This is a genomic window from Kitasatospora sp. NPDC088783, assembly GCF_044750705.1.
GTDB classification, from domain to species: Bacteria; Actinomycetota; Actinomycetes; order Streptomycetales; family Streptomycetaceae; genus Kitasatospora; species Kitasatospora fiedleri.
The window spans coordinates 301,740-317,537 of sequence record NZ_JBIVKJ010000005.1 but is presented as its reverse complement, the minus strand read 5'-3'; the positions used below and the strand labels follow the sequence as shown (position 1 = coordinate 317,537).

14 protein-coding genes are annotated in these 15,798 nt (G+C 74.5%); 2 read left to right on the top strand and 12 right to left on the bottom strand.

Annotation, left to right across the window (positions count from 1 at the left end):
- Nucleotides 1–43 precede the first annotated feature (43 nt).
- The 6 genes from ACIP60_RS17290 to tdh all read right to left on the bottom strand — a co-directional run bounded on the left by ACIP60_RS17290 (nt 44) and on the right by tdh (nt 5,307).
- Nucleotides 44–979: a Gfo/Idh/MocA family protein gene (locus ACIP60_RS17290; RefSeq protein WP_400684937.1), complete on the bottom strand. Its 936-nt coding sequence runs from the start codon at nt 977–979 to the stop codon at nt 44–46.
- Nucleotides 980–1,054: 75 nt separating this feature from the next.
- Nucleotides 1,055–1,516 (bottom strand): type II toxin-antitoxin system death-on-curing family toxin, encoded by a 462-nt coding sequence (locus ACIP60_RS17285; protein WP_400684934.1) that lies wholly within the window; start codon nt 1,514–1,516, stop codon nt 1,055–1,057.
- Nucleotides 1,513–1,680: a hypothetical protein gene (locus ACIP60_RS17280; protein ID WP_400684931.1), complete on the bottom strand. Its 168-nt coding sequence runs from the start codon at nt 1,678–1,680 to the stop codon at nt 1,513–1,515. The genes ACIP60_RS17285 and ACIP60_RS17280 overlap by 4 nt, the downstream gene beginning before the upstream one ends.
- 96 nt (nt 1,681–1,776) lie before the next feature.
- A complete protein-coding gene (locus ACIP60_RS17275) occupies nt 1,777–2,697 on the bottom strand; it encodes a LysR family transcriptional regulator (protein ID WP_400684928.1) in 921 nt (306 codons plus the stop codon).
- A 325-nt stretch (nt 2,698–3,022) separates the two neighbouring features.
- Complete coding sequence (locus ACIP60_RS17270; RefSeq protein WP_111551628.1) at nt 3,023–4,213, bottom strand: glycine C-acetyltransferase; 1,191 nt, start codon at nt 4,211–4,213, stop codon at nt 3,023–3,025.
- A 62-nt stretch (nt 4,214–4,275) separates the two neighbouring features.
- Entirely contained in the window at nt 4,276–5,307 is a 1,032-nt protein-coding gene (gene tdh, locus ACIP60_RS17265; RefSeq protein WP_400684924.1) for an L-threonine 3-dehydrogenase, read from the bottom strand.
- A 469-nt stretch (nt 5,308–5,776) separates the two neighbouring features.
- Between tdh and ACIP60_RS17260 the strand changes: the two genes are divergently transcribed.
- Entirely contained in the window at nt 5,777–7,729 is a 1,953-nt protein-coding gene (locus ACIP60_RS17260) for a fibronectin type III domain-containing protein (RefSeq protein WP_400684921.1), read from the top strand.
- A 118-nt stretch (nt 7,730–7,847) separates the two neighbouring features.
- On the opposite strand, the gene ACIP60_RS17255 is transcribed toward ACIP60_RS17260, so the two are convergent.
- Nucleotides 7,848–8,318 carry a PPOX class F420-dependent oxidoreductase gene (locus ACIP60_RS17255; RefSeq protein ID WP_400684918.1) on the bottom strand — a complete coding sequence of 157 codons (471 nt, stop codon included), beginning with the start codon at nt 8,316–8,318 and terminating at the stop codon, nt 7,848–7,850.
- 124 nt (nt 8,319–8,442) lie between these two features.
- Here ACIP60_RS17255 and ACIP60_RS17250 point away from each other — a divergent pair, with 124 nt between their 5' ends.
- The gene (locus ACIP60_RS17250) at nt 8,443–9,216 is read left to right on the top strand and encodes an alpha/beta fold hydrolase (RefSeq protein ID WP_400684915.1); all 774 of its coding nucleotides are present in this window, start codon (nt 8,443–8,445) and stop codon (nt 9,214–9,216) included.
- A gap of 105 nt (nt 9,217–9,321) precedes the next feature.
- Here ACIP60_RS17250 and ACIP60_RS17245 read toward each other — a convergent pair whose 3' ends face one another.
- The 5 genes from ACIP60_RS17245 to ACIP60_RS17225 all read right to left on the bottom strand — a co-directional run bounded on the left by ACIP60_RS17245 (nt 9,322) and on the right by ACIP60_RS17225 (nt 15,762).
- Nucleotides 9,322–10,713, bottom strand: a complete 1,392-nt coding sequence (locus tag ACIP60_RS17245) for a hypothetical protein (protein ID WP_400684912.1) — start codon at nt 10,711–10,713, stop codon at nt 9,322–9,324.
- Nucleotides 10,710–12,185: a uracil-xanthine permease family protein gene (locus ACIP60_RS17240; protein WP_400684909.1), complete on the bottom strand. Its 1,476-nt coding sequence runs from the start codon at nt 12,183–12,185 to the stop codon at nt 10,710–10,712. Before ACIP60_RS17240 ends, ACIP60_RS17245 begins: the two co-directional genes overlap by 4 nt.
- The gene (locus ACIP60_RS17235; protein ID WP_400684906.1) at nt 12,175–13,572 is read right to left on the bottom strand and encodes an MFS transporter; all 1,398 of its coding nucleotides are present in this window, start codon (nt 13,570–13,572) and stop codon (nt 12,175–12,177) included. Before ACIP60_RS17235 ends, ACIP60_RS17240 begins: the two co-directional genes overlap by 11 nt.
- Nucleotides 13,573–13,633: 61 nt before the next feature.
- A complete protein-coding gene (locus ACIP60_RS17230) occupies nt 13,634–14,683 on the bottom strand; it encodes an isopenicillin N synthase family dioxygenase (protein WP_400684903.1) in 1,050 nt (349 codons plus the stop codon).
- An 83-nt stretch (nt 14,684–14,766) separates the two neighbouring features.
- Complete coding sequence (locus ACIP60_RS17225) at nt 14,767–15,762, bottom strand: aspartyl/asparaginyl beta-hydroxylase domain-containing protein (protein ID WP_400684900.1); 996 nt, start codon at nt 15,760–15,762, stop codon at nt 14,767–14,769.
- Nucleotides 15,763–15,798 lie beyond the last annotated feature (36 nt).

Genomic DNA, 15,798 nt, shown 5'->3' with positions numbered 1-15,798 from the left:
GCGTCGGTGGCGGCCGAACGGGCGGGTCGGACCCGAGGCGGGGTCAGCTGGGGTCGGTTTCGATGCGGTCGACGATGAGTTCGCAGAGTTCGTGGGTGCGCAGGGCGTCGGCGGCGTCGAGGGTCTTGCCGGCGCGGAGGGCGTCGAGGAAGTGCAGGACGATCTGTTCGATGCCGCGTTGGCGGGCGACGGGGACCCAGTCGCCGCGGCGGCGGACGGTGGGCTGGCCGCGGTGGTCGACGACCTCGGCGAGGTTGTGGACCTCGCGCTTGGAGTCGGCGCCGGAGACTTCGAGGATCTCCTCGGTGGAGCCGGAGACCCGGTTCATGATGCCGAGGGCGGTGAAGCCGTGGCCGGCGAGGGTGAGGACGACGTGCTCGACCAGGCCGTCGCGGGTGCGGGAGCGGACGTCCACGTGCTCGATCTCGCCGGGGACGAGGAAGCGCAGGGTGTCGACGACGTGGATGAAGTCGTCGTAGACCAGGGTGCGGGCGCGTTCGGGGAGGCCCTCGCGGTGCTTCTGGAGCACGATCAGGTCGCGCGGGCGCTCGGCGGCGAGCAGGTAGCCGGGGGCGTGGCGGCGGTTGAAGCCGACCATCAGGGAGCGGCCGGTGCGCTCGGCGAGGGAGGTCAGGCGGCGGGCGCCGTCGAGGTCGTAGGCGAGCGGCTTGTCGACGTACACGTCGACGCCGCGGGTGAGCAGTTCCTCGACGATCGGGACGTGCTGGTCGGTGGCGGCGTGGACGAAGGCGGCGCGGATGCCGGAGTCGATGAGTTCGCCGAGGTCGGTGGTGCGGAACGGGAGGCGGTGGGCGTCGCCGATCCGGTCGAGCTTGGCCCGGTCCCGGGTCATCAGGCGCAGGTCGATGCCGGGTTGGGCGGTGAGGACGGGCAGGTACGCCTTCTGCGCGATGTCGCCGAGTCCGACGACGCCGATCGGGATCGGGGTCGTGCCGGGTTCGGTCTGGTGATCGCTCATCGGGCACTCCTGCGAGGGTGGGTGGTGGTGGTCCCTGGCCACCCGGCAGCATATGCCAGGACGGGTGTTGAGCAGTCAGGACGTGGTGGATCGGCCGATTCGCGTCGGTGCGGCAGGAGGGCAGCGAGGGAGCGGAGGGTCGGGAGCGGCGCCGAGGATCCGGCGGAAGTCGGCCACCGCGGTGTCGAACCGGTCGCGGTAGCCGCCCTGGGCCAGTCGCAGCATGAAGGCCACCGCGTCGTCCGGCTGCGGGTCGGTGTAGGGCTGTCCGTTGTAGTCGAGGAAGAGCAGCATCGACTCGAAGGCGGTGCGCTTGTTCCGGTCCGTCATGGGGTGGTTGCGGGCCAGTGACTCGCCGAGCGCGACCGCCTTGGTCCACGCGTCCGGGTACGCGTCCGCCCCGAACGCGGAGGACTGCGGGCGGCCGAGCGCGGAGCGCAGCAGCGAGCGCTCGCGGACCACCGCGACGTCGCCCAGCAGGTAGGCGATGTCGTCCTCGTCCAGGTGGTCGGTGGTGTGCTGGTGGGGCGCGTTCACAGCTCGGCCAGCCTCTCCAGCGTCTCGGCGTTCGCGGCCCGGATCCGGGCCACCAGCGCGGCCCGTCGTGCGGCGCGCTGCTCGGCGTCGGATCGCCGGTCCTGGTCCTGGCCCTGGTTCTGGTCCTGGAGCTGGAGCTGGAGCTGGTTGCGGTCGTGCGGCATCTCGGGCCTCCCCCCGGTCGGTTCGGAAACGGAAACTAGCAGGTGGGAGGGGTGGCTTTCGACCGGTTATCGGGGAGGGTCGGGGGCGCGGGGCGGTCAGGCCGGGTGGTCGAGGGGGGCGGCGGCCTCGGCGAGGGCGGTGAGGACCGGGCTGATCAGGGGGTGGAGTTCGGCCCCGGCCCGGGTCGCGGCGAAGACCCTGCGGGTGGCGAGGGCGCTGTCGACGGGGCGGACGGCGACGGCGGCGAGTTCGGCGCCGCGCAGGGCGGAGCGCGGGACGAGGGCGACTCCGGCGCCGGCCGAGGCGAGCGCGGTGACGGCGCGGAAGTCGTCGGAGGAGTGGACCAGCCGCGGCTGGAACCCCGCGTGCTCGCAGGCGAGCAGGACCACGTCGTGGCAGGGGTTGCCGGGGTAGGGGCCGATCCAGGGTTCGGCGGCGAGGGCGGCGACCGCGACGGGCCCGCTCCCGGCGGCCAGCGGGTGGCGCAGCGGGAGGACGGCGTCGAAGGGTTCGGCGTACAGCGGCAGGCGGGTCAGGCGGCGGTCGTCGGGGCGCGGCGCGCCCCGGTACTCGACGGCGACGGCGATGTCGGCGCGCCCGTCGAGCAGCATCGGCAGGCTGGCGTCGCCCTCCGCGTCCAGGACGCGCACCCGCAGGTCGGGGGCGGTGTCCGCGAGGGCGGTGACGGCGGGGGCGAGGACGAGGGCGATGCCGGTGGCGAAGGCGGCCACGGTGACCTCGCCGGCCGCGCCGGAGCTGTAGGCGGCCAGGTCGGCCTCGGCGCGTTCGAGCTGGGCGAGGACGGCGTCGGCGTGGGTGAGCAGGATCTCCCCGGCGGCGGTGAGCCGGACGCCCCGGCCGGCGCGGACCAGCAGGGTGTGGCCGGTCTCCTGTTCGAGGGCGGCGAGCTGCTGGGAGACCGCGGAGGGGGTGAGGTAGAGCGCGGCCGCGGCGGCGGTCACGGTCCGGTGGTCGGCCACGGCCCGGAGGGTCCGCAGCCGTCGTGCGTCGATCACGGGTCAATTCTGCCAGCGCGGCGGAGCCAACCGGGACGGGGGCGGCCGGGACGGGGCGGCCGGGCGGCTCGGGAACCCCGGCGCGGAGGCCGGAGGGCGGGGGGGTGGCGCGGGGGGCCCGGGGGGGGGCCCCCCCCCGGGGGGGGCCCCCCCCCCGGGGGGGGGGGGGGCGGCCCCCGGGGGGGGGCGGGGGCGGGGGGGGGGGGGGGGGGGGGGGGGGGGCCCCCCCCCCCCGGGGGGGCCCGGCCCGGGGGGGGGGGGGGGGGGCGGCCCGGAGGGGGGCGCGGTCGAGGGTCGGTCCGCGCCCTGGCGGGAGGGGACGGGGTCAGGCGTCCAGGGCGGTGCGGGCGTCGATGAAGGCGGCGACGGCGCGTTCGACGTCCTCGGTGCTGTGGGCGGCGGAGAGCTGGACCCGGATCCGGGCGGCGCCGTGCGGGACCACGGGGTAGGAGAAGCCGATCACGTAGACGCCGCGTTCGAGCAGGAGTTCGGCGAGGCGGCCGGCCTTGGCGGCGTCGCCGACCATGACGGGGGCGATGGCGTGCTCGCCGGGCAGGATCTCGAAGCCGGCCTCGGTCATCTTCGTCCGGAACAGCTCGGTGTTGGCGCGCAGCCGGTCACGCAGGTCGTCGCCGGTCTCCAGCAGGTCGAGCACGGTGAGCGAGGCGGCGGCGATCACCGGGGCGAGCGAGTTGGAGAACAGGTAGGGGCGGGAGCGCTGGCGCAGCAGGGCGACGATCTCGCGGCGGGCGGCGACGTAGCCGCCGGACGCGCCGCCGAGGGCCTTGCCGAGGGTGCCGGTGATGATGTCGACCCGGTCGGTGACGCCGTGCAGTTCGGGCGTGCCGCGGCCGGTGGGGCCGACGAAGCCGACGGCGTGCGAGTCGTCGACCATGACCATGGCGTCGTAGCGGTCGGCGAGGTCGCAGATCTCGGCGAGCGGGGCGATGTAGCCGTCCATCGAGAAGACGCCGTCGGTGACGATGAGGCGGCGGCGGGCGTCCTGGGTGTCCTGGAGCTGCTTCTCCAGGTCGGCGAGGTCGCGGTTGGCGTAGCGGTGGCGGCGGGCCTTGCAGAGCCGGATGCCGTCGATGATGGAGGCGTGGTTGAGTGCGTCGGAGATGACGGCGTCGCGCTCGTCGAGCAGGGTCTCGAAGACGCCGCCGTTGGCGTCGAAGCAGGAGGAGTAGAGGATGGTGTCCTCCTGCCCGAGGAACTGGGAGAGCCGCTGCTCGAGCTCCTTGTGGACGTCCTGGGTGCCGCAGATGAAGCGCACCGAGGCCATGCCGTAGCCCCAGCGGTCCAGGGCGTCCTTGGCGGCGGCGACCACGGCGGGGTGGTCGGCGAGGCCGAGGTAGTTGTTGGCGCAGAAGTTGAGCACCTGGCCGCCGTTGCCGGAGGTGACGGTGATCTCGGCGGACTGCGGGGTGCCGATGACGCGTTCCGGCTTGAACAGGCCGGCTTCGCGGATCTCGGCGAGGGTGGCGGCGAGGTCGTCGCGGACGTTCTCGAACACGGGGTGTCGCTCCTAACGATGGATCAGCTGGCTTGCCGGGGAAGGGAGTTCGAGGACAGTCCCTAGAGCGTCGTCCAGTCGAGGATGACCTTGCCGCAGTTGCCGCCGGCGGCCTCGTCGAAGGCGGCGTCGAAGTCCCGGGCGGCGTGCCGGCCGGTGATCACCGGGGTGAGGTCGAGTCCGCCCTCGAGCAGCACGGACATCGCGTACCAGGTCTCGAACATCTCGCGGCCGTAGATGCCCTTGATGGTGAGCATCGAGGTGACCACCCGGGCCCAGTCGATCGGGAAGTCGTCGGCGGGCAGGCCGAGCATGGCGATCTTCCCGCCGTGGGTCATGTTGGCGATCATCGACTGCATGGCCTCGGGGCGGCCGGACATCTCCAGGCCGACGTCGAAGCCCTCGCGCAGGCCGAGCCGGTGCTGGCCGTCCTCGATGGTGTGCTGCGAGACGTCCAGGGCGAGGGTGACGCCGAGCTCGCGGGCCAGGTCGAGGCGGTACGGGGAGACGTCGGTGATCATGACGTTGCGGGCGCCGGCGTGCTTGGCGACGGCGGCGGCCATGATGCCGATCGGCCCGGCGCCGGTGACCAGGACGTCCTCGCCGACCAGCGGGAAGGAGAGCGCGGTGTGCACGGCGTTGCCGAACGGGTCGAAGATCGCGGCGACGTCGAGGTCGACGGGGACGCGGTGCACCCAGACGTTGGAGGCGGGCAGCGCGACGTACTCGGCGAACGCGCCGTCGCGGTTGACGCCCAGGCCGACGGTGTTGCGGCACAGGTGGCGGCGGCCGGCCAGGCAGTTGCGGCACTTGCCGCAGACCAGGTGGCCCTCGCCGCTGACCAGGTCGCCGACGTTGACGTCGGTGACGGCCGCGCCGACGGCGGCGACCTCGCCGACGAACTCGTGGCCGACGGTCAGCGGGGTCTTGATGGTCTGCTGGGCCCAGCCGTCCCACTTGCGGATGTGCAGGTCGGTGCCGCAGATGCCGGTGCGCAGGACCTTGATCAGGACGTCGCCGGGGCCGATCTCCGGTTCCGGGACGTCGGTCATCCACAGTCCGGGTTCGGCGTTCAGCTTGACGAGTGCCTTCACGGCGAGCGCTCCTGACGCGGGGTTCGGCGGGCCTGCGGGTCGGCAGGCCCGGGTGCGGGCGTGCGGCGGTTCGCAGCCCGGTGGGGCGGCCCGGCGTGCGGCGGTGACCGGCCCGGCAGGGTGAAATCTGCCCGGTCACGGTGGGTTCGGTCCATCGAGGAATTCTTAACGGGTGCCACAGCTGGGCTGAACGATCGTGCCCGAGCCGGGCCGCCGGTCCGGCTCCGGCGTGCCGCAAGACACCCGGACGGAGCAGCGACGCGGGGGCGTCCGGGCGGTGCCGAAGGGGGCCGAGGGGGGTGCTGGGCGGAGGCCCGCAGGCGGCCGATGGGTGGTCGGCGGGTGGCTGACGGCGGGTCAGCCGGGTGTCCGGGTTTTGACCTAGCCTTGACATTCGGGATTGGTCCAGTCCATTTTGTTGTGCGCGCTCCCTACGCACCTCCGCCCCCATCCCCCACTGGAGGTCCCCGTGCACGCCCCCAACCGCCGCGCCACCGCGGTCGGCGCCGCCGCGCTGCTGCTGGCGACGGCCGCCGTCGCCGCCGTCCCGAGCAGCGCGAGCGCCGCGAACATCCTGACCAACCCCGGTTTCGAGACCGGCACGCTGAGCGGCTGGTCCTGCTCCGGCGGCCTCGGCTCGGTGGTCTCCACCCCCGTCCACGGCGGCTCGAAGGCGCTGGCCGGCGCGGCCAGCGCCTCGGACAACGCCAAGTGCGTGCAGACCGTCGCGGTGCAGCCCAACACCACCTACTCGCTGTCGAGTTGGGTGCGCGGCAACTACGTGTACCTCGGCGTCACCGGCGGCGCCTCGACCTGGACGCCGGCCGCGGCCGACTGGAAGCAGCTGACGGTCAGCTTCACCACCGGCGCCTCGCAGACCAGCGCCGAGGTGTACCTGAACGGCTGGTTCGGGCAGGGCACGTACTACGCGGACGACATCAGCCTGGACGGTCCGGGCGGCGGCACGCCGGACACCCAGGCGCCGACCGCGCCGACCGGCCTGGCCGCGACCGCGACGGCCGCCACCCAGGTCTCGCTCTCCTGGGGCGCGTCGAGCGACAACGTCGGCGTCACCGGCTACGACGTGTACCGCAACGGCACGCTGGCCACCACCGTCACCGGCACCACGGCGACCGTCACCGGCCTGACCGCCTCGACCGCGTACACCTTCACCGTCAAGGCGCACGACGCCGCGGGCAACGCCTCCGCCGCGTCCAACTCCCTCTCGGTGACCACGCCTTCGGGCGGGGACCAGCAGGCGCCGACCGCGCCGACCGGCCTGGTCGCGACCGCGACGGCCGCCACCCAGGTCTCGCTCTCCTGGGGCGCGTCGAGCGACAACGTCGGCGTGACCGCGTACGACGTGTACCGCAACGGCACGCTGGCCACCAGCGTCACCGGCACCGCCGCGACCGTCACCGGCCTGACCGCCTCGACCGCGTACACCTTCACCGTGAAGGCCCGCGACGCGGCGGGCAACGCCTCCGCCGCGTCCAACGCGCTGGCGGTGACCACGCCCCCGACCACCACCCCGAGCGGCTTCAAGCAGGCCGCGCCGTACCTGTACAACGGCTGGGGCAACCCGCCGGCCGCGACCACCGTGATGAACGCCACCGGCGTCAAGTGGTTCACCCTGGCCTTCGTGCTGGCGCAGAACGGCTGCAACCCGGCCTGGGACAGCCAGCGCCCGCTGCTGGGCGGCGTGGACCAGCAGACCATCAACGCGGTGCGCGCCGCGGGCGGCGACGTCGTCCCGTCCTTCGGCGGCTGGTCGGGCAACAAGCTCGGCCCGAACTGCGCCGACGCGACCGCGCTGGCCGGTGCCTACCAGAAGGTGATCGACGCCTACAACCTGAAGGCGATCGACATCGACATCGAGAACACCGACGAGTTCGAGAACTACACCGTCCAGGACCGCATCCTGAACGCGCTGAAGATCGTCAAGCAGAAGAACCCCGGCATCCGGACGATCGTCACCTTCGGCACCTCCACCAGCGGCCCGACCGCCCCCGGCAACCGGCTGATCGAGCAGTCCAAGGCGCTCGGCGCGGACATCGACGTCTTCACCATCATGCCGTTCGACTTCGGCAACGCGTCCACCGACATGTACGCCGCCACCGTCAGCGCCGCCACCGGTCTGAAGAACAAGCTCAAGTCGGTCTACGGCTGGGACGACGCCACCGCCTACGCGCACCTGGGCATCTCCGGCATGAACGGCCTCAGCGACACCAACGAGACCACCACCGTCGCCAACTGGACCGCGATCCGCGACTGGGCCAACACCAACCACATCGCCCGCCTGGCGTTCTGGTCGGTCAACCGGGACCGCGGCTGCGCGGGCGGCGGCCTGCAGGAGACCTGCTCCGGCATCGCCCAGTCCGACTGGCAGTTCAGCTCCATCACGGCCGGCTTCACCGGCTGACGCACCGCCACTCCCCCGACGGCCCCGGTCCCACCCCACGGAGACCGGGGCCGTCCCCGTGCCCGTGCCCGTCCCCGGACGGAACGGGTCCGGCGGGCGGCACGGACCGGGCGCGGCGTCAGTCGGTGGTGGCCAGCCGGGCCGGGAAGCCGCCGGTGGCGATCGGGCCCCAGCGGCGCGGGGTGATCCGGATCAGCGACTTGCCCTGGCGGCGCATCGCGGCGCGGTACTCGTCCCAGTCCGGGTGCTCGCCGGAGATGGTGCGGTAGTACTCGACCAGCGGCTCCAGCGCCTCCGGCAGGTCCAGCACCTCGGCCTCGCCGTCGACCTGCACCCAGGGGCCGTCCCACTCGTCGGAGAGCACGACCACGCTGACCGCGGTGTCGCGCCGGGCGTTGCGGGTCTTGGCCCGCTCCGGGTAGGTGGAGACCACGATCCGGCCGGCGTCGTCGACGCCGCAGGTCAGCGGGGACGCCTGCGGGCTGCCGTCGGCGCGCCGGGTGAGCAGCAGGGCACGGTGGCGGGGGCGGACGAAGTCCAGCAACTCGGCGAGTTCCACCCGGGTGTTGGTGGCGATCGAAGGGCTCATGGCGGTCAGCCTAGTGCGGCGCTCCGGAATCGTGCCGGATCAGCGCGGGCGGTCCTGACGGGGCGTCGGGACGCACTAGGGTCTTGCTCCGTCGGCAGGCTGCGAGACGGAGGGAGCTGGGACGGTGCGGACCGCGACCGTGACGCCCGAGGGCGATCAGATGCGCTGGGTGGAGTTCGAGGGACGGGAGGCGGCCCGGGTCTACGTGCACGGGCTGGGAGCCAGCGCGCCCGCGTACTTCGCGGCCTCGGCGGTCCATCCGCTGCTGGCCGGGCGGCGGTCGCTGCTGGTGGACCTGCTGGGGCACGGCCTCAGCGACCGGCCGACCGGCTTCGACTACACCCTGGAGTCGCACGCCGACGCGCTGGCCGCGCTGCTGACCGCCGCGGGGGTGTCGGGCGCGGAGCTGGTCGCGCACAGCATGGGCGGTTCGGTGGCGGTGGTGCTCGCCGACCGCCACCCGCACCTGGTGTCCCGGCTGCTGCTGGTGGACGCCAACCTCGACCCGGTGCCGCCCCGGCCCGGACACGGCGGCGGGAGCGGCATCGCCGCGTACACCGAGGAGGAGTTCCTCGCCGGAGGCTGGGCCGAGGTCGCGGACCGGGTGGGGCCGCACTGGTGGTCCACCATGCGGCTGGCCGGGCGGGAGGGGCTGTACCGCAGCGCCGTCCACCTGGCCCGCAACACCTCGCCGACGGTGCGGGAGGTGCTGAGCGGCCTGTCCGTGCCGCGCACCTTCCTGCTGCCGGCGTCCGACACCCCGCTGCCGGGCGCGGAGGCGCTGGCCGCCGCCGGGGTGTCGGTGGTGGCCGTCCCGGACTGCGGGCACAACATCATGCTGGACAACCCGGAGGGCTTCGCCCGGGCCGCCGCCGCCGCGCTCGCGCCGGAGGCGTAGCGGCGGCGGGGTAGCGGCGGCGTAGCGGACGGGAGCAGCGGGGCGGACGGGCGGGGCGGGGCGGACGGGGCGGGGCGGGGCGGACGGGGCGGGGCGGACGGGGCGTCAGTCCAGCGGGGTGTGGAAGGCGGTGGTGAAGCTGGCGCCGTTGGCGAGGCTGATCACGCCGGGTTCCGGGTTGGCGATGCCGCGGTTGAAGGCGCCGCCGTAGCCGTGGCCGATCATGAAGACGCCCCAGTTGACCACCACCGGCTCGGTGCGGCCCGTCCCGTCGCCGACCGGGAAGCGCTCCACCACCGGCCGCACCCGCCGCTGCACCACGTACGGGCCGCCCGCGGCGGCGGCCACCTTGGCCCGCCACTCCGCCTCCCCAGTCTGCCAGCCGGGGAGGACGTCGAGTCCGCCGTGCCCGGCGGTGGCCTTGAGGGTGAACTCCTCGCGGTGGGCCAGCACGTACGGCAGCAGGTCGACCTGTTCGCCGTCGGCCTCGACCTTGCGGTCGGCGAGCATCCGCGTCCACGGCAACAGACCGTCGACCAGGGCGAGTTCGGCGGCGTCGAAGGCCGGGCGGTGGCGTTCGTCGCTGACCAGCGCGAGGCAGCCCTTGGCGCCGTACAGCTCGGTCTCCAGGGTGGCGAACAGCGCGACCAGGCCCGCGTCGGCGGCGGCCAGGATCGGGGCGGCCAGCGCGGCGTCGGCCGGGTCGACCAGGTCCTCGCTGACGAACCAGCGGTGCACCAGGTCGATCCGCCGGCCGTGCACGTACACCCCGTCGGCGCGGGTCTCGACCTGGCCCGCGTGGCAGGGGACCGCCTCGATGCCCAGCGGGGCGAGCATCTCGGCCATCACCCGCAGCCGCGGCTCCAGGCTGGGGAAGCTGGTCGGCCAGTCCACCAGGGCGACCAGCGGGGCGGCGTCGAAGTCCAGCTCGGGGAACGCCTCGCGCCACATGGCGACCAGCAGGTGCAGGGTGTCGGCGTACTCCAGGCGGTGCTCGGCCACGAAGCGGCGCAGCTGCTCGTCGCCGAGCATGGCCCGGTTGATCAGCGGGGTGTCGAAGCCGCCGAGCGGGCTCCCGACGTTCAGCTCCAGCAGCTTGAAGCCGCCGGCCTCCTGGTAGAGGTCGGAGCGGGCGATCCGCGGCACGGTGCGCGGCCTGCCGTCCGGGCGCAGCGAGGTGGCGATCTGGAGCGGCGACCAGCCGGCCGCCGCGGCGAACGCCCGGACGTCGCCGTCGAAGAGCCGGTGCGGCAGCGAGAGCAGCAGGTCGTAGAGGCCGCTGAGGCGGACGCCGAGGTCGCGGGCGGTGGCGCCCTCCAGGAAGACCGGGCGGGTCAGGTAGTTGCCGCCCAGGGCCGCCCGCAGCGCGGTGTCCTCGGCGCAGCGCCGGGCCAGCGACTCGGCGCTCGGGCGGCCGGCCAGGTAGGCGGCGGTCAGCGCGTTCTCGGCGACCGGGGGGGTGCTGGTGGCGGGGCGGGTCGGCGCGGGGCTGGTCATCGGGCTGCTCCTCGGCTGGCGGCGACGGGGGCGGGTGCGGCGGGGGCGGGTGCGGCGGGGACGGGCTGGGGGTCCGCGGCGGTGGGTGCGGAGACGGAGACGGGAACGGGTGCGGCGGGCGCGGGGTGCGGGCCGGTGGCGGTGCGGCGGCGGGCGGCGAGGTGGCGCAGGGCGTGGTGGCCGACCAGGACGATCAGGGTGCCCAGCGTGATGCCGCTCAGCGAGAAGCCGCCCGTGACGCCGATCGAGACGCCGCCGATCCCGGCGACCACGCCCGCCGCGGTGGGGACCAGGTGGACGGGGTCGCCGAAGTCGACCCGGTTCCGGACCCAGATGTTCGCGCCGAGCAGGCCGATCATGCCGTAGAGGACCACGGTGATGCCGCCGAGCACCCCGCCGGGGGTGGCGGCGACGATCGCCCCGAACTTGGGGCACAGGCCGAGCAGGACGGCGGTGCCGGCGGCCACCCAGTACGCGGCGGTGGAGTAGACCCGGGTCGCGGCCATCACGCCGATGTTCTCGGCGAAGGTGGTGGTCGGGGCGGAGCCGGTGCCGGCCGCGACCGCCGTGGCCAGACCGTCGGCGAACAGGGCCCGTCCGAGGCTGCCGTCCAGATCGCTGCCGGTCATCTCGGCGACCGCCCGCACGTGGCCGGTGTTCTCGGCGACCAGGGCGATCACCGCGGGCAGCGCGAGCAGGATCGCGGAGAGCCGGAACTCCGGCGCGTGCGTGGAGGGCAGGCCGATCCAGTCGGCGTGCGCCACCGCGCCGAGGTCGACCCGGAAGTGGGTGGTGACCGCGCCGGTGGCGTCGGGGGCGGTGATCGGGCCGGTGGTGAGGTCCAGCAGCCAGGAGAGGGCGAAGCCGAAGACCAGGCCGACGAAGACCGAGATCCGTCCCCAGAAGCCGCGCAGCAGGACGCCGGAGGCGAGCACCACGGCCATCGTGGCCAGCGCCGTCCACTGGTCCTGCGGCCAGTAGATCCGGGCGACCACGGGGGCCAGGTTGAAGCCGATCAGCAGCACCACCGCGCCGGCCACCACCGGCGGGAAGAGCCGGTTGACGACGGCGCTGCCGGCCCGGTGCACGGCCAGGCCGACCAGGGCCAGTGCGATGCCGGACACCGCGACCGCGCCGGTGACGACGGCGCTGGAGCCGCCGGCCGCCCGGATCGCGGCGACCGCGCCCACGAACGAGGCGCTGGTGCCGAGGTAGCTGGGGATGCGGCCGCGCACCACCAGCAGGAAGAGCGCGGTGGCGATGCCGGACATCATGATGCCGAGGTTCGGGTCGAGGCCCATCACCAGCGGGAAGACGAAGGTGGCGCCGAACATCGCCACCACGTGCTGGGCGCCGAGGCCGACCGTCCGGGGCCAGCTGAGTCGCTGGTCGGGCCGGACGGCGGCGCCGGGGCGCGGTTCGCGGCCGTCGCCGTGCAACTCCCAGGTCAGGCCGAGCCGTTCACGCAGCACCGGACACCTCCGCGGACGCGACCGGAGCGGGGGCCGCCGGAGCGGGGGCGGTGGCGGCGGGGTCTGCGGACGCGACGGGCTCGGCCGACGCGACGGGCTCGGCGGGCTCGGCGGACTTCGCGGGCCGTCCGCCGAGCCCCTGCACCAGCAGCACCGACAGCAGGCTGAACGCGGCCAGGAACACCCACGGCCACAGCGGGCCGCGCCCCAGCAGGGCGGTCAGGACCACCGGCGACACGGCGCCGCCGATCGTCCAGGAGAGTTGGAAGGCGGCCTGGTAGCGGCCCTGGATGTGCTCCTTGGCCATCGCCACGCTGAGTTCGTTGGACGGCGGGCCGCCGACCATCTCCGCCAGCGTGTAGACCAGCACGGCCAGCACCAGGCCCGCCTCGACCGCCCAGCCGGGCACCGCCGACAGCGCGCCGAACAGCGCGAACGCCACCGCGTTCAGGATCGCGGCCAGCGCCAGCACCCGTACGGGGTTGCGGTGTTCGCCCCAGCGGGCGACGGTGGTCTGGGCCAGCGCGACCAGGCCGGTGTTCAGCACGACCAGGGCGCCGACGATCCAGGCGGCGGCGTGCAGCGTCCCGGTGGCGTAGACGGCGAGCAGCACCGGCAGCACCATGGCGGCCAGCACGAAGCCCAGGTTGGCGGCGACCAGGCGCAGGTAGGGCAGGTCGCGCAGGACGTCCCGGTAGCTGCCGGCCGGGCGGTCGGCGGGGGCGGCGGCGGTGGGGCGGGGCTGTTCGCCGGTCGGGCGCCAGGAGGAGATCAGCCAGGCGGCGAGCAGGAAGGTCGCGGTGTTGGCGACCACCACGGCCCGCAGGCCGGTGGTGCCGGCGAACTGGAGCAGCAGGGCGGCGACGGCCGCGCCGAAGCCCGCGCCGATGTTGCGCAGCGAGCTGGTGAGCGCGAACCAGCGCTGCCGTTCGCCCTCGCGGGCGGCCAGCACGACAAGCGGGCGGCTGGAGGTCCAGTAGATGTTCGAGCCGGTCTGCACGACCAGTTGGAACAGCACGATCATCCAGGCCTGGCGGCAGAACAGGAAGCCGAGGAAGCCGCCGGCCGACACCAGGTTGCCCACCGCGACCACGGCGCGCGGGCCGATCCGGTCCAGCAGCGGCCCGACCAGGGCGGGCACCGGCAGCGAGAGCAGGTGGCCCAGGGTCAGGGCCGCGCCGATCTCGACCAGCGGCAGGTCGGTGGTCCGGGTGAAGTAGACGACGGTGAAGGCGAGGACCAGTCCGTTGCCGAGGCTGTCGATGACGTTGGCCGCCAGGAACCGGCCGTTGCCGGTGAGGTCGGGCAGGCCGAGGAGGTGTCGCAGTCCGCGCGGCGGCTGCGGCGGCCGTGCGGACTGCGACGGCCGGGGTGCGCTGTTGTCCATGACTCTCCTGCGGGCGCGCGGCGGCCGCCCCGGTGGCGGCCGCCGCTTGGGTGTGGGGGCGTCAGTTTCCGTACGCCCGGGCGAACTTGCCGGTGATGTAGGGGCCGGAGCGGACCGGGGCGTGCCGCGGCGGGTTGTCCCGGTCGGTGCAGGTGGCGATGCACTCGATCAGGGCGTCGTAGTTCGGCTGGTGGAAGAACGGCACCGAGTAGCGCTCGTTGTGGGCCTCTTCGCGGGGCGGGTTGACCACCCGGTGCACGGTGCTGACCCAGGCGTCGTTGGTCCAGATCGCCATCAGGTCGCCGATGTTGACGACGAAGGAGCCCTCGACCACGGGGACGTCCAGCCAGCGGTCGCCGGTGCGGTCGAGCACCTGGAGGCCGCCGGTGCCGTTGTCCTGGTAGAGGATGGTGAGGCTGCCCCAGTCGCTGTGCTCGCCCTTGCGCAGCTGTCCGGGTGCGGGCGGGACGGGCTGCGCCGGGTAGTAGTTGGCGGTCAGGTTGGTCATGTGCTGGTCGATCTTGTCCTCGAACCAGTCCTCGGGCAGGCCGAGTCCGAGGGCGAACAGCCGCATCAGCTCGCCGGCCAGCCGTTCCATCTCGGCGTAGTAGCCGCGGTACGCGTCGGCGAAGCCCGGCAGGTCGGGCCACGGGTTGGGGGTGCGCAGCGCCGGGGCGGCGTCGGCGGGCAGGGCGCGGGCACCCTCGGGTTCGCCGAGCCGGTTGACGGTGAAGGTCTCCGAGACGTCGGGGCGGGCCCGTTCGGTGGCCACCGAGGCGTCCGGGTTGGACGCGGCGAGGCTGCCGCTGCGGCCGAAGCCGCGCATCAGCGGGTCGGCGGGGTCGGCCAGGTGGGCGGCCTTGACCTCCGGCGGGAGCGCGAAGAACTCGCGGGTGGCGCGGTACATCTCGGTGATGGCCTGCTCGGGGACGCCGTGGCCGACGATGACCAGGAAGCCGCTGGTGCGGCAGGTCCGGTCGACGGCCGCGGCGACCTCGGCGCGGCGGCGGGGGTCGGTGCGGGCGCCGCTCAGGTCGATGACCGGCACGTAGCCGTCCACCAGGGTCACCGGGGTGCCCGTCGGGGCGGCGGTCGCTGCCAGGGTCGGCACGGTTCTCACCTCTCTGCTGTCTGCTGTCTGCTGTCGGTGGGGCGGCCGGGGCCGCGGTCGGCCGGGCCGGGGCCCGGGGTCGGTCAGGTGTCGTGCCGGGCGGGCACCGCCGTTTCGCGGACGGTGCTGCCGCAGCGGGTGCGCAGGACGACGGCCGGGACCTCGCCGGGGCGGGGCAGCCGCAGGGTGCGCTCCTCCGTCCAGCCGGCGAAGCGGAACTCGCCGCCGCCGAGGTGGACCAGGCCGAGCTCGGGTTCGCCGGGCGCGGTCAGGAACAGCCGGTCCGCGCGGAGCAGCACGGTGCTGGGCAGTCGGCGCTGGTGGCGCAGGAAGGCGCCGTCCGCCTCGTCCCGGTCGGTGAAGGACTCGGGGACGTCGAAGCGCAGGCCGTGGGCGGCCCGGGCGGCGGCGTCGAGCGGGGCCGGGGGCCGGGCCAGGATGCTCTCGGCCAGCACCTCGGGGGTGCGGAAGACCGGCGGGAAGAGGTCCAGCAGGGCGCGGTTGGGCAGCAGGTCGGCGACCAGGTGGACCGGGGTGCCGTCGGTGCCGGGGTGCAGCAGCCGGTGGCTGCGGCTGACGTCGCCGTACCAGAGGGTGCCCGGCGTCCACTGCTGCGGTTCGCCCTCGATGACCAGTCCGGCGCCGGGGTGGGCGGTGAGCGGCAGGTAGAGCCGGACGGTGCCCCAGGCCAGGCCGTTCTTGGTGTCGCGGTGCGGGGCGCCGCTGGCCCCGGGGGTGAGCGCCATCAGCCGGACGGCCCGTTTGGCGGCGGGTAGGGCGCCCAGCACCTCGGCGAGGTACGGGGCGCCGGCCAGCCACGGGGTGTCGGCGAAGTCGTCCCGGTCGGGGCCGCCGGCGTCGGTGCGCTCGGGGTCGCCGCCGATGCTGCGCAGCGGCAGGGTGCGCCACTGCTCGGGGACGGCGGTGAGGGCCTGGGCCGGGTAGCGCCGGCGGCGGTGCCAGTGGACCTGGCGGAGCGCGGCCAGCTCCGCGCCCAGCCGGACGACGTCGAAGTCGCCGTCCAGCCGGGCGGAGCGGGGCAGTCGGGAGAAGGCGGGGGTGGCCATGCGCTGCTGCACGGACTGCCTTTCTCGGTCGGTGGGTGGTGACGGCGG

Coding starts and splice junctions, on each gene's coding strand:
- ACIP60_RS17290 (WP_400684937.1), bottom strand. CDS start 979: ATGAGCGATCACCAGACCGAACCCGGCACGACCCCGATCCCGATCGGC.
- ACIP60_RS17280 (WP_400684931.1), bottom strand. CDS start 1,680: ATGCCGCACGACCGCAACCAGCTCCAGCTCCAGCTCCAGGACCAGAAC.
- ACIP60_RS17255 (WP_400684918.1), bottom strand. CDS start 8,318: ATGAGCCCTTCGATCGCCACCAACACCCGGGTGGAACTCGCCGAGTTG.
- ACIP60_RS17245 (WP_400684912.1), bottom strand. CDS start 10,713: ATGACCAGCCCCGCGCCGACCCGCCCCGCCACCAGCACCCCCCCGGTC.
- ACIP60_RS17235 (WP_400684906.1), bottom strand. CDS start 13,572: ATGGACAACAGCGCACCCCGGCCGTCGCAGTCCGCACGGCCGCCGCAG.